The sequence below is a fragment of the Haladaptatus sp. AB618 genome (assembly GCF_024136965.1).
Lineage (GTDB): Archaea > Halobacteriota > Halobacteria > Halobacteriales > Haladaptataceae > Haladaptatus.
The window spans coordinates 467423-484842 of record NZ_JAMYJX010000003.1 but is presented as its reverse complement, the minus strand read 5'-3'; the positions used below and the strand labels follow the sequence as shown (position 1 = coordinate 484842).

Below are 17420 nucleotides of genomic sequence, written 5' to 3'. Positions count from 1 at the left end.
TATGACCACGGAACGACGACACGAACGAGCGTTCGTGCGGACGTTCTTTACCTCGCCGACGGCGGTCGAGGGGGAGGACGACTCCGCCAAGATGCTACGGAGCGCGGCACAACTACGCGGGATGCAGGCCCCCGACGTTTGGGTCCCGGACAACGAGGACGCGACGGCCCCGTCGATGCGCGACGAGGGTGCCGAGAACATCGTCGAAGTGGTGGCCGAGCACGGGGAGGAGTTCCCGGGCGAAATCCACCCGCGCATCGTCTGGCACCGGGACGCCCCCGGAACCCGTTATCAGGGATTCCAGCACATCCTGCGAATCGCCGACCCCGAGCGGGGAGCTATCGAGCACATCGACGGGTTCGTGGTTCCCGAAGTCGGCGGCATCGACGACTGGAAGAAGGCTGACGAGTTCATAACCCTCGTCGAGAACGAACACGGCCTCGAAGAGGGGAGCCTCGCCATGTCCGTCATCATCGAGAGCGGAGCGGCGGAATTGGCGATGGGCGACCTCCGCGAGGAGATGGGAAAGCCGGACAACAACCTCGAACGCCTGTTCATGCTCGTGGACGGCGAAGTCGATTACACCAAGGACATGCGTGCGATGACGCCCACCGGTGGCCTCCCGGAGTGGGAGGAACTGCGCCACAACACGTCGCGCGGTGCGAGCGCCGCCGGACTCATCGCGGTCGACGGTCCGTACGACGACATCCGGGACGTGGACGGCTACCGAGAGCGCATGACCGCCAACCGGGCCAAGGGAATGATCGGCATCTGGTCGCTGACCCCCGGCCAAGTCGTGACGGCGAACGAGGCACCCTTGCCGCCGGAAACCGGCAGATGGCTGCTCGACGTTGACGGTCAACGAACCGACCTCGAACGGGAGGACGACACGCAGTTTTACGACGGAAATCGAGTCGGACTGTCGGAGACCGGCGACGGCTATCGCCTTCGGGTCGGCGACGACGAGCGGGAACTCGACGAGGACGAACTCCGCGAGGAACTGCTGGACATGACCGAATACGTCCCGAGCATGGACGACATCGTCGATTCGATGGAGGAGTTCGAAGCCGCGAAGGAAGCGGGGAGGGGTGCCATCGCCATGACGCAGGCGACGACCGTCGTCATCGACGGCGTCGAGGTCGACATCGAGAACGACCGAATGTGGGACGAAGCCACGTACCAAGCCGCGATGACGCCGATCGCCGTGTTCCAAGACGTGTACGAGAACCGGCCCGACCAACACGAGGCGTTGGCGGAACTGTACGGCGAGAACGTGGTCGAACGAGCGATGCAGGTCGGCTGACGAACGGTTCACCGGCACTCGTCGGCGACCGTTCGCCCATCGATTTGCAGTTCGATTTTCCCGTGCCACGACGAAGTCGATCGACCGGGGAGTAGTATCGATATATTTTTAATATCATATCTATTTCATAATAATATTTTTGAATTAAAATCCACCCCCTTGTATATCACCGTGTAAAACCGCGCCAATCCTTAATGTATTAAATTATCTTTGTACGGGTATGGCAATCAATACCAAAAAGTTCGCGATCGTGATCGGTGCAGCGTTGGTGCTACAAGCCGCCACTGTCGGCGCAATCGCGACTGGAGGAACAGCCATCGCAGTGCCCACGGCAGGTGTGGGTGGATTCACCGTCACTTTCGACCAACTAGAGGGTCAAGGGTTCACGCAGTACGCATCGCTCGAGAATTCGAGCGAGTGCGGAACGTACCCATCGGCGGTTGCAAAAATCAACCAAGGATCGATCAAGGGGTTAAAAATGTACAAGGACGTTGAAATTCCGAAGGGAATGCCCGGCGGTGGTACCACCGTCCGTCTCATGATCTCCTCTGATAAGACGGTGAAATTCAGGGGAATGACACAGAAGTTCACCTATCTCCAAGGGAACCTCAAGATGGAGAACCAAAAGACGCTGTCCGATCCCAACAGCATGAAGAGTTCGTTCTCGCTCTCGGCACCGACCATCGTCATCGATGACGGGAGGATCAAGGCACAAAGCCAATTCCTACAGAGCATCACGCTCTCCGGAGCACACGTGAAGACGGTCGTGAACCCGAAAAACACCACTAGCTTCCCGAAGAGCCAGTGTGCAGCGGGAGGAAACTGATCCGAGCGAACGGAGGATCACAATATGAGTTCAATTCACATAACGCAGTTCGCATCGTACCGGACGAGGTTCGCGTCGTGGCGCCACGACCGGCCGTTCTGGGGTGCACTCCTCGTCATCCTCGCCGGACTCGTCATCGGTATCATCCCCGCACAGCTGGCGATAACCTTCGCGCTCGTTCCGAGTACGTTCATGTTTGCGGGGTTGGTGTTCGCAGTCTTCGTCTTCTTGAGCGGTGTCTTCGCTCTACTGCGCCCGGAATTCGCCGAGTTCTTCGGTGCCGCTGGCATCCTGCTTTCGATCGCCTCGATCTTCGGGGCGCTCGGAGGGTTCGGCGTGGGGATGATACTCGGCACGCTCGGCGGTGCGCTCTGTGTCGCATGGGAACCATCTGAGACCACCGAGACCGACACCGAAGAAACAACACCGGCAGTGTGATCGTCGGAGGGTTCCATTTTGGGCGAATCGTATTGTCGAGTCTTCAGTTTAGACAACAAATAATTATGTACGTTTCGAGAATGAGTGCGTGATAGGATCGAAGATGATGAGATATCTAACCCTCAAATTAGTCCTGGACGGGAAGGGAATCCATCCAGTCGGCGACATTATCGCTGCACGACCCGACGTCCAACGGGATCAACTCCTCCACGTCAACTCCCTCTTCAGCGGTGGTGGTGTACTTCTCTATCGACTGCGTGGGAACTCGAACGGACTCGTCGAGGAGTTGGATGCACACGAGTCGGTCTTGGCTTACGATATACTCGACGTCCAAGACGATCTGTTTCACATCTACATACACGTCGAAGCGGGTGAGCCGGCGGGAACGCTCATGTACGTCGTCGAGAAGTATGCACTCATAATCAATACGCCGCTCACGTACACCGACTCCAACGACATTCTCGCCACCGTCGTCGGCAAGCAGGAGATGATACAACGGGCGTTCCGCGAGCTACCGAAACAAATCGATATCCGCGTGGAACAGACGGGGGAGTACGCACCGGATTCCGACCACCTCTTCTCGGGGCTGACCGATCGGCAACACGAGGTGCTCGAAACCGCCGTCAAACAAGGTCACTATCAGAGCCCACGAGGAGCGACACATGCGGACATCGCGGAACGACTCGGCTGTGCGCCGAGCACCGTGGACGAACACCTCCGAAAGGCGGAGTACCACCTCTTTTCGACCCTTTTCGGACACCAGGAGTGACGTCCAACGAAGATTCGACGGGATATAAATAACCGTGAATGAATGCGGGAATAAATATTCCTCTGCGGTCGTATGGTAGGAACAATCATAGAAGATAGTGATATTCGATGAAACACCGAACCATCCTCGTGGTTATCCTTTGTCTCGTGATCGCTTCGGTATCTCCGGCGGCGGGCACACACCGTGAAACGTCGGGTGCATCCGCCCAGCAGTCGTTATCGGACTCGAAACGCTGCTTCCAGAACGTGACGCTCCGGACCATGAACTTCCCTGCCTACCGGCAGAACGCCCACAGTCTCGACGTCGAGGGGGCGATGTCCGGAAATATCGGTGATGGTCCGCGGACGAACGATACAGCGCTCAGCGTTCAGGTCGAACGGATACACGCGGAGTCGGTCTGTCTAGAGGTGAAGCCGACTGGAGACGATGCGGGCATCAGAATGACGTTTCACGACGCGGTGTTGAAGAAGACGAAACTTCGGGGGGCGAACATGCGGTTCGAACGGGCGACGGCCGACGCGATAACGTTCGACGTCCCGAAGGGGATCGGCCGCCAATTCCGTTCCCTACTGATAGGGGGAGACCGAGCGAATGACGGGAACGACGACGCGGGCACTGGATCGAACTCGGGTGTAAACGAGAATCGAACGGTTGCACCCGGCGACACGACTCACCGAGTGGGGACCATCGTGAACGACTCCACTGAGGGAAGCGGTGAGGACAACAACCCAGCAAACGGGGTCAACGATACGAAGAAGAAAGTCGGAAACGGAGTCGACAACGTCACGGACGGGGTGAACGATACTCGCACCGATGTCGCTGACCGTGTACACGACACCACCGGGAACGTCACAGACGGCGTGGACGATACGACGAAAAAGGTCTCAGACGGCGTGAATAACACGACGGACGAGGTGGACGATACGACTGATAAAATCACGGACGGCGCGAACAATACGACGGACACGGTGGATGATACGGTGAACGAAGTCACGGACGGCGCGGACAACACGACTGATACAATAAGCGATACGACTGACAATGTCACGGACCGTGTCGATAACACCACGGACAGGGTTGACGACACGACGAAAAAAGTCTTAGACGGCGTGAATAACACGACGGACTCGGTCGACGATACGACGAAAAAAGTCACGGACGGCGTCGATGAGACGGCGGATGGGGTCGATAATACCACGAACGGACTCACTGGTGAGGTGGACGACACCACAAACAAAATCACGGACCGTGTGGACAAGACGGCGGACAAAGCGGACGGGAGTGCCGATACGATCACGGACGGGGTGGACAATACGACGGATACGGTCGATAAAACGACCGACAAGGCCACGGATGAAGTGGACGATACCACAGGGAAAGTCACGAACGGCGTCGATACGACGACGAACACGGTGGACGACACCACGAGTAAAACCACTGGGACGGTAGACGAGACGACCGAGACGGTCGGCGACGGTATCGAGAACACATCAGATGGGGTCGCAGATGGTGTCGAGAACACGTCGGATGAAGTCTCAGGTGGCGTGGGAAAGACGGTGGATGGTCTCACGACGACCGCTGACAGCACGACGGATGCCGTCCAAAATACGTCGACTGCCGGTGGGAACGCCAGCACCGGTACTGACGCGGGCGGTAACTCCACGATAGGAACGGCGGTGAAGAACGGAACCGGCGGAACGGACGACGGATCGCTGTTGGAACGGACAGCTAGTTCGTCGTTGACGAAATTCTGACTTCCCGTTGTCGACGACGGTTTAGCTGTTCTGCGGTTTGAAGATGTCGGCGAGACGGCCGACGAACGAGTTGTTCGGATGCGTCCCTTCTACGACCTCGTACTCGCGTTCCAGCGTCCCTTCCCTCGTCAACCGAAGGATCGTCAGGTCGCCGTCCGTGAGGAGCGTTCCGGCGTCGTTCCCGACGATGGTCCCGGACGTGGTGACGAGCGTCGCGCGTGCGCCAGCACCCGATGCGAGGCTTCTGAGGGCCGAAATGTCGTCCTTGTCGGGACGTTCGTAAACCGCGCCGATGACGTGGTCGTTCAGCAGGTCATCGCGTGCGTAGACGTGGACTGGGACCTCCTCGTCCGACGCGTCGGTGACGGTACTGTCGATCTCCGTTCGGAGTTTCCTGTCCTCGAACGCTTCGGCGAGGGCCTGCCGCGCGACGAGTTGCTCGTCTACCCATGTGGCTCCGTCTTCGCTCAAGAAGTACCGGTACAGCACCCGCTCGATGGTTTGGAGCGGATCGGCGACGTGATGGCAGTCACGGCATCGAAGGCGGTTGACGGGGTTTTCGAAGACGTCGCCACAGTCCTCACAGACGTGTGCCGCATCCGATTCGAGGTGTTTCAGCGAGTCGAGTTCGGTCTCGCAGTTCGGACAGACGACGGCGTTCTCGCCGACGAACTGCTCCCGCATCCCCTCGTAGCCACACTCGGGATGGCGATAGCTGTCCGTTCGGATCGTGTTCGGCGATTCACAGGACGGACACGCCGTCGTGTACTGCATTCCCTTCGCTTCACAGCGAGGACAGATGTACTGTTTCTCCTGAAACTCGCGGTGAAGGAGGTCGCGTTCGGACAGCGTTTCGAGCACCTCGAAGGTGTCCCCGTCGTAGTCGTCGAGATACTCGTCCGCGTCGGGGTAGGTGACCGTCCCCGTCTCGATGTCCAGTACCGGTCGAATTTCGTCGAGCGTCCCCTCTCGAAGGGCGCTCAGTAGTCGGACTGTACCCGGTGAACCCATGATCGATTACAACATGCCCATCTATTTAATCATCTCCCAAACTATAATTATTGTTTTGTAATTCTCGGTATGTTTCTCGGACGATATCGTGACCGACGTTTTGAGAAAGTGGTCAGAACCTCCTTTTCTATCCCGCACGCTGGTACGAAATAGGTCAGCGAATCGCACCCACGACCACAGACGGTCCAAACGGAGTCGAAAACAAATGAAATCTACAGTCCGGAACGACACGACCGAGAGGAGAACCCCCTCCATCGAGGAGACGCTCTACGGGCCGCCACAGCATTCGACGCGAAGGACCGACCCGGAGTTGACGTTCTATGGAGTCCCACAACACGAAACCGACGTCGTAGTCGACGCGGAACCGCGGGAATCGCCCGCGTACCGATATCGCTGGGAGATGGAAAGCCGTCGGGACCGCTTCCAGTTCGGCCCCGGGCCGGCGACGGGGGTGATTTTCCCATGACCGCGACGAAGTCCGATGACGGGTTCGTGACCGATATCGTCGAATCCTGTCCCGACTGTGGCCGGGACACGGTACATGAGGTCGAGATAGAGATTCGAACCGAGAACGAACACAGCGACAACGCGGCGTTCTCGCGCGAACCGTACCGAGTCAGTACGTGTACGGGATGTGGGAGAACGACCGCGGTTCGCATGAACAACGTGCGAGGGCTCTGATGGCGAACTTGGCCAGCAGCGAGAACGGAATCCGCGTCCGACCGCCGGACCGCAGGTCGTCATCGAGACGGTGCCTGAACTGCGGGGGGTTCGTGACGGCGCGCTTCGCCCGCGTGTTCGGGGACAACACCGACGAAGTCCACGGTTGCATCGCCTGTCTCGACAGGAGTGCTGTCCGTGCGGGGAACGCCTGTGCGACCGAGGACGACGAACTCCCTCGAAACGAAATCGTCCAGACGACACCCGACTGACCGCTCGTCAGTCGAATCGAGCGTGGAGTCGCGTGTCGATGTGCTGTTTCTGGTACTACCAGGATTCATAATTGTTTTCCGATAGCGCTTCAGGAGTACGATAATGGCTGTCGAACGACAATCGACCGGCGTTCGCGGATTCGACATCGTGTTGAACGGTGGACTGATTCCGAACCGGTCGTACGTCCTCCACGGTGAAGCAGGCACGGGAAAGACCGTGCTCGGATTGCGTTTTCTCGAAGCGGGAACCGAGCGGGACCAAACGGGGCTGTTCGTCCATTGCTCCGAGACGGCGGACGAGCTCCGCGAGAAGGCGAACGCAGTCGATATCGACGCGGACGCCCTTTCGTTTCTCGATTTACGCGCCGAACAGGCCGAAAGCGGCGGGGAACGAAACACGTTCGCTGGGAACGCCGACGACGACGAACTCGTCGGTCGCCTCGCCGACCGAATCGACTCGCTCTCGCCCGACAGAGTCGTCATCGATTCTTCGACTCGGCTTCGGGACCTCCTTTCGAGTCGGGAACGGTTTCGGGAGGAAGTCATCGGTCTCGCGCGATATCTAAAAGAGGACGGTACGACGGTGCTGTTTACCGGCCGTACCGCACTCAACGACGACCTGTCCGTCGTGGACGACGGTCGAATCGAACTCCAGCGCACCGACCGAACACGAACACTCCTCGTGCCGAAGTTCCCGAAAAACGTGCGAAAGGGGCGACACGGGATGCGAATTTCGGACGACGGCATCGCCGTGTTCCCCGCGCTCGACCCCACGGTTCACGACCGCGATTTCAACCCCGTTCAACTCTCGTCCGGGATCCCACAAGTGGATCAGCTCCTCGACGGTGGTATCGAGCGGGGGACGGTCACGGTCCTCAGCGGCCCGACCGGCGTCGGAAAGACGACGTTCGGGACGCAGTTCATGAAGGAAGCGGCGGGCCGCGGCAAGCGGTCGGTCATCTACATGTTCGAGGAGTCGACCGAAACGTTTCGTGAACGGAGCAGGGCCATCAACGTTCCCGTCGCCGAGATGCAAGACGAAGGGCGGCTTCATCTCGTGGAGGTCGAACCGGTCAAGCGCTCGGCCGTCGAGTTCGTCGATATGGTCCGCCGCGAGGTCGAAACCAACGAGACCGACATCGTGATGATCGACGGCATCGAGGGGTACACCCTCTCCCTGCGTGACGAGCGACAGAACCTCGTCGAGCGGTTACAAGCGCTCTGTCGATATCTCAAGAACAACGGTATCACAGTCATCCTCGTCTCGGAACACGACTCGATGACGGGTCAAGTCAAGGCGACCGGGAAGGGGATCAGCTACCTCGCGGACAACATTGTTCTCCTCCAACACCTCGAAGTCTCCGGCGAGATGCGAAAATCCATCAGCGTGTTGAAAAAGCGGACCAGCGACTACGAGCATCTCCTCCGCGAGTTCGAGATAACGGAAAACGGTGTCAGAGTCGGCGAACCGATGGAGGACCTTCAAGGGGTATTGACCGGTATGCCGCGACTCGACGACTGAATCCCGAATCACTATTTTGGATTAAAAATCGGTATCATTATACCATAGCAGTGTGAGCTATCAAGCGAGCGACGTATGGGAACAATACTCACGGTGTTGGGATTCTGGGAGGGAGTTCGATGGCTCGGTACGACCGTTCCATTTTTTACCGTCCTCCCCGCTTTCGTTGGCATGCTCGTCTTGATTTGGATGTTCATGCCTGACCTGCCGATGCAACCGAGGCCGACGGTACCCGACGGCGAGTATCGGTTCGATCCGGACGATTTCGAACCGCGGTGATTCGAGAGACCGGTCAGAACGCCTTTTTAACCCCCTCTCGAACGTCCGGATGAGGAGAATCGCCGAACGAGCGACCAAACCAACGACCATGACTAACGCAGTACCTGACGGACGGCACGTGGAACCGGATACGCCCGAAATCGTCTTCGCGATCGACGAGACCGCGGACGAGCGGTGTCCGAACCGGGCGATCATTGCCGACATCACGCGGGACGACGCGTGGGTCGCGGTAGACGAGATGGACACGATGCCGTTGGACGAGTGGCGATAGGTCCTCGAACGGATGACCTTTTCGCGAGTAGATTCGACGGAGAGCGGTCGCTCTCGATCCTTCGGACTGTGAGCGGCCATCCCCATCACAAATTCGTTACGCTAACCTGTTTTGAGAATGGTTAAATAGGATCTCTCTGTAGCATCGAACGACATGGTGCTATCACGATGAGCGAACGCGGCGAGGCGAGTTCGGGGGACGGCGGACTCACCCGCGAGTTGGGGTTGCTCGATTGCGTGCTGTTGAGCGTCGGCGGGATGGTCGGGTCCGCGATTTTCGTCTTCCCCGGTTCGACCGGACGGTTGGCCGGTCCCGCCTCGACGCTCGCGTGGTTGGTCGCTGGGCTGTTGATGATGGTAATCGCACTCTGCTACACGGAACTCGCGCTTGCGTTCCCGAAGGCTGGCGGTCCCGCCGTCTTTCCCGCCGAAACGTTCGGCCAGAACCCGTTCGTCCGTCTCTTCGCCAGTTACATCGAAGGGGTGTCCTACTGCATCGGGATGGTGTTCAGTATCACGATTTCGGCGCTCGCAATCGCCCAGTATTTGGGGATCGCGTTTCCCAGCATGAAGGGGTACGTCGTTCCGATAGCGCTCGTCGCGATCGTCTCGAGTTTCCTCGTCAACCTCGTCGGCGTGACGAGTACGAGTCGGACGAACCTCGTTCTATCTTCGCTACTGCTCACGGTTCTCCTCGTCTTCGTCGCCGCCGGACTGACGCAGTTCGAACCGACGAACTACGAGCCATTTTTCACGGGCGGACCGACGAAGTTCTTCGCGGCCGTTCAACTGGCGCTCACGGGATACGGCGCGTGGACGGCGATTCCGTCCGTCGCGGAGGAGGTGAAACGACCGGCCAAAACCGTCCCGCGGGCTATTTTACTCTCGCTTCTCGTGACGACGGGAGGCTACACGCTCGTCGTCGTCGTGCTCCACGGCGTCGTCCCGACGTCGGCGTTCCAAAGCGGTAACGCCGTGATCGAAGTTCCCCTCGGGGTTGCGGCGGCGAAACTCGGACTACCGGTGGTTCAACGATATCTCCTCCCGCTCGGCGCGATCGTCGCCATCTTCACGACCATGCTGGTCGGGACCATGAGCGCCAGTCGCATCGTCCTCGCACTGGGGCGGAACGACACGCTCCCCTCGTTCTTCGCGGCGGTCGATTCGCGCTTTCAGGTTCCGTGGGTCGGACTCGTGACGGTGTCCCTCGTCGCCGCCGCGCTGACGGCCTTTCCGGAATATTTCTACGAACTGCTCGTCATCGCGTCCGTGGTCGGAACGGGACTTCCGTACGCGCTCAACATCGTCTCGTTCGTCGGACTGCGCTACTACCGCCCCGACGTAACGCCGCCGTTTCGCGCCCCCGGCGGGTACGCGCTCCCCGTCGTCGCACTCGTCGCACTTAGTGTTGCGATGGTCGGACTGGGTTCGACCGAAGTGCTCTGGTCGCTGGTCACCGTCGTCCTCATCGCTGGTTCCTTCCTCGTCCGGTATCTCATTTGGCCCGAACTGTTCCGCCAGCACGACTTCGTAATATCGCGCAAATGAATAATCTCGCCGTGACGTTTCCAGTCGAAACGAACGATCGAAGCAATCCGTGCAGATTTGAACACGACTGGTCAGTCGTACGCACGGCATCGTGAATTACCACTCAATACGGTCTAATTCCGGCGGTTTCCCCGAATTCTCGCGGGGTGTTTCGTTCCGCAACTGTTCATTTTTGCGTATTCGACCGCTGAATGAGTGAACGAGTTTGAACGAGTTTGAACGTTTTTGCAGAACATTTATTATGGTCGTTTGTTTTGGTTATGGATGTCATGGGTGATGAACACAACCATACACGGCGTCGATTTATGCAAACGACAGGGGCACTCGGTATCGCAGGGTCCACTGCGCTCGCCGGTTGTACCTCTTCGAGTAAGAGCGACAACGGAGGCAAAAACGGAGGCAGCGGCGAGATGGCCGATAAGATCAAATTCTTCAACGCGGGGAGTCTCAAGGACGACCCCGGAACCAAGAAGAACATCGACCGGTTCGAGAAGAAAACCGGCATCGAAGTCGAGGTCAACGAGGTTCCATGGAGCAACCTGAAGACGACGCTCATTACGCAGTGGCGAAACGAGAGCAGCAAAGTGGACGCCTTCAACGGGCCGACGTGGTGGCTCGCCGACTTCGTCGCGGCCGATTGGGTAGAACCGCTTCCGCTCACGAAGAAACACCTGAACAAGTTCCCCGACAATCTCAAGGAACTCGTCATGTTCGACGGGAAGCCGTACATGGCCCCGCAACTGGGCAAATGGGGCAACTTCCTCTACGACAAGCAGTACTTCGAGAAGCAGGGAATCTCCTCGCCGCCGGACACGTGGGATGACGTTCTCAAACTCGGCGACAAGGTCGGCAACGACCGGTCGGCGTTCGGGTTCACGTGGGCGAACAAGGACGTTTTCATGTTCAAACAGTTCCTCTGGCAGGCGGGCGGCCAGGTGTTCAACGACAAACACGAACCCGTCTTCGCGGACAAAGGCGTGAAGGTCTTCGACGAGTTCCTGACGCCGCTTCGAAAGAAGGGGCTCCTCCCGAGCGGCGTCCAGAGCATGAACGAGGGGAACGTCGGCGACGCCTTCATCGGCGGCAAGTTCGCCACCGTCGAGGGATGGACGCCACTCGGTTCCCGTGCGCTCGACGAGGACTGGAAGAAGGACCGTCTCGGCATCGCCAAACCGCCGAAAGGGCCCGCGTCGCGTGCGACGTTCCAGGATTCGAACGCTGTCGGCGTCTCGGCGTTCTCGAAGCGCAAGAAGGCCGCGAAGAAGTTCGCGGAGTTCATGAGCGAGGAGGAATCGTGCAAGACCGACATGGTGGTCGAGGGGAACCCGGCGGTCATGCCGTCGGTGTACGACTCCGACGAGGTGAAAAAGAAGTATCCGAAGGAGTTGCGCGACAACATGAAGTACAACCTCAAGCACGCGACGAGCGAGATTTACCGCCTGCAACCGCAGGTCGACGACATCCTCTCGTCCAACATCACGCCCGTCTTCCTCGGCAAGAAGGACGCTCACGACGCGCTCACCTCTGCCCAACAGGACATCAAGTCGCTGTACAAGAAGAACAAGATTCTGTAGAGTCACGCATATATGGCAGAGAATACACGCTCGCTTCGGCGACGGCTCGATAGGCTGTTCATCCCGCTCACGGTGGGACCGACGGTCATCTGGATAGCCGGCATCATCCTCTATCCGACGCTCCAACTCCTGTGGTCGAGTCTGTTCTATACGAACCCGATCACACAGCAAAAACAGTTCGTCGGACTGGACAACTTCGCCTCGCTTCTGTTCGAGCACGGCCACTGGTTCGGGACGGTCAACCCCGACATCGTCCGGTTCACGAAACACACCGTCATCTACGTCGGCTTCAGCGTCACCATCTCGTTCCTGTTGGGACTCGGCATCGCGATGCTGCTCAACAAGGATCTGAAGGGACGTGGCTGGATCCGGACGGCAGTCATCGTGCCGTGGATCCTGCCGTACGTGATGAGCGGTCTGATGTGGCGTTGGATGTTCCAGACGCAGTACGGTGCGATTAACGGCGTCCTCGTCGGCGGCGGCGTCATATCGAAACAGATCCCGTTCCTCTCGGACGGAACCCTCGCGATGATCGCACTCATCATCGCCGACGTGTGGGTGTTCACGCCCTTCATCATCATCATCCTCCTCGCGGGACTCCAGAACGTTCCCGAGCAGTTGTACGATGCGGCCGAGGTGGACGGCGCGAGTCGATGGTCGCGGTTCCGGAACGTCACCTACCCGTTCCTCAAACCGTCGATCCTGGTCGCGCTCACCATCCGGATCATCTTCGACATCCGGGCGCTCGACCTCGTCTGGGTGATGACCCACGGCGGTCCCGGGAAGTCAACCGAAGTGTGGGCTTCGTGGCTCTACCGCACCGCGATGGTGTTCGGTGACACCGGCGAAGGTGCCGCCCTCGGCGTCGTCATGCTCGCTACGACGTTCGCCATCGTTGCGGTTCTCTATCAGGTCTTCGGAGGGACCCCCTACGAAACATGAGTACGAAAACAGACACGATGAGCCGACTGCGGCGCGGATTGAACTTGAACGCGGAAGACGAGTGGCCAAGCGTGATCCGCGAGCGACTGGTCGCCTACGGACTGCTCGGTCTCTACGTCGTGGTGGTGTGGTTCCCGATCTACTACATCCTCATCACGAGTTTGAAGGCACCGTCCGAGACGCTGTCGTTCCCCATCACGTTCTACCCGCACCACCCGACGATTTCGAACTACGTCGAAATCTTCCAGAACCGCCCGTTCGGCACGTACACGCTGAACAGCCTCATCGTCGCCGGAACAACGACGATAATCTGTGTCACGCTGGGAACGCTATCGGGATACACGTTCTCCCGATACGACTTCCTCGGCAACAAGGCGCTGTTGCTGTCCATCATCGCCGCGCGGATGATCCCGCCCATCGCGCTCATCGTTCCGTTCTTCGAGATCATGTCGCACCCGCCGCTCATCGGCGCGGTCACGGGAAGCCTGTACGACACGAAGATCGCGCTCATCCTGACGTACACGTTCTTCAACCTGCCCTTTGCGGTGTGGATCATGAAGAACTACTTCGACGGCGTCCCGAACTCGTTGGACGAGCAGGCTCAAGTCGACGGCTGTTCGACGTGGGAGGGCTTCTTCAAAATCATCCTCCCGGTGGCGAAACCGGGCATCGCGGCGACGGCCATTCTGGCCTTCATCTTCTCGTGGAACGAGTTCGTCTTCGCGCTCGTTCTCACGTCCTCGAACGTCGCACAGACGCTGCCAATCGGCGTCTCCCTGTTCGTCGCCGACGACTTCATCGACTGGGCACACCTCGCTGCCGGTGGCATGATTGCGGCTCTGCCGGGCATCCTGTTCGGCCTGTTCTTCCAGCGCTACATCGTCAGCGGTCTCACGCAAGGAGCAGTGAAAGAATGACGAAAACAGATCTACAAATGCGATTCAATCCAAACGACGGTGGTATCGATGGCTGAAGTAACGCTCGACACGCTCGAAAAACGGTTCGGCGAAGTGGTCGCGGTCGACGGAATCTCGCTCGACATCCCCGACGAGTCCTTCACGGTATTCGTCGGTCCGTCCGGGTGTGGGAAGACAACGACCCTTCGGCTCATCGCCGGACTCGAACGCGCGACCGACGGCGAGATTCACATCGGCGACACGATGGTCAACGACCACCGCGCCTACGAGCGGGACATCGCGATGGTGTTCCAGAACTACGCGCTCTACCCGCACAAGACGGTCGGCGAGAACATGCGATTCGGGCTGGAACAGCACGGCGTGGACGACGACATCATCGAAGAACGCGTGTCCGACGCCGCGGACCTCCTCCAGATCGACGACCTGCTCGACCGACGTCCGGCGGAGCTCTCCGGCGGGCAACAACAGCGCGTCGCGCTCGGCCGCGCCATCGTCCGGGAACCCGACGTGTTCCTGATGGACGAACCGCTGTCGAACCTGGACGCCAAACTGCGGGTGCAGATGCGCGCCGAACTCAACAAGCTGCACGAGCAGTTGTCCACGACGACGGTGTACGTCACCCACGACCAGATCGAGGCGATGACGCTCGCCGACCAGATCGCCGTGATGAACGACGGCGAGATTCAACAGGTGGGCGACCCGACGTACGTCTACACGCATCCACGGAACCAGTTCGTCGCCGACTTCCTCGGAAGCCCGTCGATGAACTTCGTGGAGGGGACGCTGACCAACCGCGACGGAACGCCCGTCGTGGACGTCGGACCGTTCCAACACGAGGTGCCCGAATCCTATCGAGACGCGCTCGACGACAAGTTCGGCGAGGAAATCGTCGTCGGTGTCCGCCCGGAGAACGTCACGCTCCGACCGGACGGCCTTCCCGCACTCGTGGAAGTCGTCGAACCGCAGGGTGAGAAGACCGTCCTCGAACTCGACCTCGGCGACGACATCACCATCAAGGCGTCCGTGGAACCGAGCGTTCCGGTCGAACTCAACGACCGCGTCAACGTCGAATTCGACCGACGGTCGCTCCACTACTTCGACGCCAGCAGCGGTGAATCACTGACGTACTCCCCGTCCAAGGAATCGAAGCGGGTGGAGGCGACGCACTGACCGATGGCACAAACGATCACGTCGTGGGTGCCCGAGCGGGACATCCTGCTGGTGTCCGCTTGCTGTCTGTTGGCCCTCATCGCGGCGTACAACTATCTCGTCGGCTCGTACGGCGGGACCATCGTCGCGACCGTGGGGGCGGGTATCGCGTTGCTGTTTCTCGTCTTCACCGGCTGAGATGATGCCGAACCGCCCCACTCCCCGCATTCGAACCGACCTCGCCCTCCCACACCAGAGACGTTATTGGGTAGAATTGCCTACAGGAGAGACGAACGAGACGCTCCCGGCTCACGGTCGAGTCGGTATGATACGAACATATGTTGCCTGACGAACGGAAACGAGAGATAGCCGAGATAGTCACCGAAGAGAACGGCAGTACCGTCGCCGACCTCGCGGGTCGGCTCGACGTTTCGGAGGCGACCATCCGACGAGACCTCCGCGACCTGGAGGACGACGGGCGCGTCGAGCGGTCACACGGCGGCGCGCTCCCCGTCAAAACCGTCGGCGAGGAGCGAACCTACGGACAGAAGCAGGTCCAAGGGCGGGACGCGAAACGGATCATCGGAGAACGCGCCGCCGAAACCCTCCAAGACGGGCAGGTCGTCTTCTTCGATTCGGGAACGACGACCATCGAAGTCGCCAAACACGTCCCCGACGACGTGACCATCACCGCCGCGACCAACTCGCCACTCGTGTCGATGCAACTCGCCGAGGCGGGTATCGAGGTGAAGGTCACCGGCGGGACGCTTCGGCGCTCCACGTGGTCGCTCGTCGGACCGACCGGCGAGAGCTTTCTCGACCGGACCAACTTCGACGTGCTGTTTCTGGGAACGAACGGGATTCACCCGGATGCCGGGTTGACGACGCCGAACGAGGACGAAGCGCGCATTAAATCCCGAATGTGTGAGAAGGCGAGTCGCGTCGTGCTCGTCGCGGACAACAGCAAGTTCGGCCGCCGAAGCTTCTTCCGCTTCGCCTCGTTCGAGGACGTGGATACGCTCGTCACCGACGCCCCCGTTCCGGCGGAGTACCGCGAACCGTTCGAGACGATGGGCGTCGAAATCATCGAGGAGGTGGGGGAATGATCCTGACCGTCACGCTCAACCCGGCCGTCGATTACACCGTTTCCGTCGATTCGGACGTCGAACCGGGTGGCGTCATGCGGTCGAGCATGACCCAGTACGACCCCGGCGGCAAGGGCATCAACGTCTCGAAATACCTCTCCAGGTTGGAGGTCGACACGCTCGCAACGGGCTTCGTCGGCGGCTTCCTCGGTCGCTACATCGAGGAGCAACTCACCCGTGGAAAGGTGCCGAACGACTTCGTGGAGATGGACGTGTGCACCCGGCTTAACACCACGATTCTGGGCGAGGACGGCGAGTACAAACTCAATCAGTCCGGCCAGGGAGTCAAGGACGAAACCGTCCGCGAACTTATCGCCAAGGTGCGCGAGTACGAACCCGAAATCGTCGTCATCGCCGGGAGCCTCCCGCCGAACCTCGGTCCGGCGACCATCGACCGTATCGCAGGGGCAGGGCCGTGGGAGACCGTCGTGGACGTGCAGGGCGACCTCCTGACCGGCGTTGCGGGCGACTACGCGCTCTGCAAACCTAACCGGAGCGAACTGGCGAGCGCGACCGGTATGCCGGTCCACAGTATCGAGGAGTGCGCCGAAGCCTCCCACGCGCTTCGGGAGAAGGGATTCGACCGCGTCATCACCTCGCTCGGGGACGACGGTGCGCTTCTCACCTCCGACGAGGGCGTCTTCCACGCGAAGCCACTCGACGTGGACGTGGTCGATTCGGTCGGTGCCGGGGACGGTCTGCTCGCTGGCGTCCTCTCGACGCTCGCTCGCGGCCAATCCGACCGTATCGCGCTCCGCGTCGGAATCACCGTCGCGTCCCGCGTCGTGACGGTCCCCGGAACCACCGTCCCCGACATGGACGAGGTTCGGACGGAAGCCACCGAGATACCGCTGCTCGTGGATTGAACGGCGGCCGACGGCGTATTTTCAGCCTCGTTGTCGTTTCGTTGTTTTTCTCGATACCGAAAGTAGAACCCCCTGACAACCCTACGCTTACCCAGTCGAACGTACCACCAAAGAGGAACGTTGGACTGGGAAAAAACAGATCTGTTGGTCTAAAATAACTTTAACACCCTCCTGT

Annotated in this window: 20 protein-coding genes; 19 read left to right on the top strand and 1 reads right to left on the bottom strand. The window is 59.6% G+C overall.

The features are described 5' to 3' along the window. Window position 1 precedes the first annotated feature (1 nt). From aceB to NKF26_RS12955, 5 genes are all read left to right on the top strand, one after another. Window positions 2-1303 carry a malate synthase AceB gene (gene aceB, locus NKF26_RS12975; RefSeq protein WP_253228522.1) on the top strand — a complete coding sequence of 434 codons (1302 nt, stop codon included), beginning with the start codon at window positions 2-4 and terminating at the stop codon, window positions 1301-1303. Between the two features lie 220 nt (window positions 1304-1523). Beyond that, the gene (locus NKF26_RS12970) at window positions 1524-2129 is read left to right on the top strand and encodes a DUF6230 family protein (RefSeq protein WP_253228521.1); all 606 of its coding nucleotides are present in this window, start codon (window positions 1524-1526) and stop codon (window positions 2127-2129) included. 24 nt (window positions 2130-2153) lie between these two features. Continuing rightward, complete coding sequence (locus NKF26_RS12965) at window positions 2154-2567, top strand: DUF6114 domain-containing protein (RefSeq protein WP_253228520.1); 414 nt, start codon at window positions 2154-2156, stop codon at window positions 2565-2567. A gap of 88 nt (window positions 2568-2655) precedes the next feature. Then, on the top strand, window positions 2656-3336 hold the full coding sequence (locus tag NKF26_RS12960; protein WP_253228519.1) for a helix-turn-helix domain-containing protein: 681 nt from the start codon (window positions 2656-2658) through the stop codon (window positions 3334-3336). Window positions 3337-3581: 245 nt separating this feature from the next. Then, window positions 3582-5090, top strand: coding sequence for a hypothetical protein (locus tag NKF26_RS12955; protein ID WP_253234414.1), 1509 nt, complete (start codon window positions 3582-3584; stop codon window positions 5088-5090). A 21-nt stretch (window positions 5091-5111) separates the two neighbouring features. Here the strand turns inward: NKF26_RS12955 and NKF26_RS12950 are convergent, their stop codons facing one another. Beyond that, window positions 5112-6101: a hypothetical protein gene (locus NKF26_RS12950; protein ID WP_253228517.1), complete on the bottom strand. Its 990-nt coding sequence runs from the start codon at window positions 6099-6101 to the stop codon at window positions 5112-5114. Window positions 6102-6306: 205 nt separating this feature from the next. Here NKF26_RS12950 and NKF26_RS12945 point away from each other — a divergent pair, with 205 nt between their 5' ends. The 14 genes from NKF26_RS12945 (at window position 6307) to pfkB (ending at window position 17245) form a co-directional block, all read left to right on the top strand. After that, window positions 6307-6567 (top strand): hypothetical protein, encoded by a 261-nt coding sequence (locus tag NKF26_RS12945; protein WP_253228516.1) that lies wholly within the window; start codon window positions 6307-6309, stop codon window positions 6565-6567. Continuing rightward, window positions 6564-6782: a hypothetical protein gene (locus tag NKF26_RS12940; protein ID WP_253234413.1), complete on the top strand. Its 219-nt coding sequence runs from the start codon at window positions 6564-6566 to the stop codon at window positions 6780-6782. Before NKF26_RS12945 ends, NKF26_RS12940 begins: the two co-directional genes overlap by 4 nt. Further along, window positions 6782-7033 (top strand): hypothetical protein, encoded by a 252-nt coding sequence (locus NKF26_RS12935; RefSeq protein WP_253234412.1) that lies wholly within the window; start codon window positions 6782-6784, stop codon window positions 7031-7033. Before NKF26_RS12940 ends, NKF26_RS12935 begins: the two co-directional genes overlap by 1 nt. Window positions 7034-7136: 103 nt before the next feature. After that, window positions 7137-8555, top strand: coding sequence for an ATPase domain-containing protein (locus tag NKF26_RS12930; protein WP_253234411.1), 1419 nt, complete (start codon window positions 7137-7139; stop codon window positions 8553-8555). Window positions 8556-8630: 75 nt separating this feature from the next. After that, complete coding sequence (locus NKF26_RS12925) at window positions 8631-8834, top strand: hypothetical protein (protein WP_253228512.1); 204 nt, start codon at window positions 8631-8633, stop codon at window positions 8832-8834. Between the two features lie 88 nt (window positions 8835-8922). Continuing rightward, entirely contained in the window at window positions 8923-9105 is a 183-nt protein-coding gene (locus NKF26_RS12920; protein ID WP_253234410.1) for a hypothetical protein, read from the top strand. 167 nt (window positions 9106-9272) lie between these two features. Further along, window positions 9273-10652 (top strand): APC family permease, encoded by a 1380-nt coding sequence (locus tag NKF26_RS12915; protein WP_253234409.1) that lies wholly within the window; start codon window positions 9273-9275, stop codon window positions 10650-10652. A 305-nt stretch (window positions 10653-10957) separates the two neighbouring features. Beyond that, window positions 10958-12226, top strand: a complete 1269-nt coding sequence (locus NKF26_RS12910) for an ABC transporter substrate-binding protein (protein WP_253228509.1) — start codon at window positions 10958-10960, stop codon at window positions 12224-12226. A gap of 12 nt (window positions 12227-12238) precedes the next feature. Beyond that, window positions 12239-13168 carry a carbohydrate ABC transporter permease gene (locus NKF26_RS12905; RefSeq protein ID WP_253228508.1) on the top strand — a complete coding sequence of 310 codons (930 nt, stop codon included), beginning with the start codon at window positions 12239-12241 and terminating at the stop codon, window positions 13166-13168. After that, entirely contained in the window at window positions 13165-14085 is a 921-nt protein-coding gene (locus tag NKF26_RS12900; protein WP_253228507.1) for a carbohydrate ABC transporter permease, read from the top strand. The genes NKF26_RS12905 and NKF26_RS12900 overlap by 4 nt, the downstream gene beginning before the upstream one ends. 48 nt (window positions 14086-14133) lie before the next feature. Beyond that, complete coding sequence (locus tag NKF26_RS12895; RefSeq protein WP_253228506.1) at window positions 14134-15255, top strand: ABC transporter ATP-binding protein; 1122 nt, start codon at window positions 14134-14136, stop codon at window positions 15253-15255. 3 nt (window positions 15256-15258) lie between these two features. Beyond that, window positions 15259-15432 (top strand): hypothetical protein, encoded by a 174-nt coding sequence (locus tag NKF26_RS12890; RefSeq protein ID WP_253228505.1) that lies wholly within the window; start codon window positions 15259-15261, stop codon window positions 15430-15432. 140 nt (window positions 15433-15572) lie between these two features. Further along, entirely contained in the window at window positions 15573-16340 is a 768-nt protein-coding gene (glpR, locus tag NKF26_RS12885; protein ID WP_253234408.1) for an HTH-type transcriptional regulator GlpR, read from the top strand. Continuing rightward, window positions 16337-17245, top strand: a complete 909-nt coding sequence (gene pfkB / locus NKF26_RS12880) for a 1-phosphofructokinase (RefSeq protein ID WP_253228503.1) — start codon at window positions 16337-16339, stop codon at window positions 17243-17245. Before glpR ends, pfkB begins: the two co-directional genes overlap by 4 nt. Window positions 17246-17420: the final 175 nt, after the last annotated feature.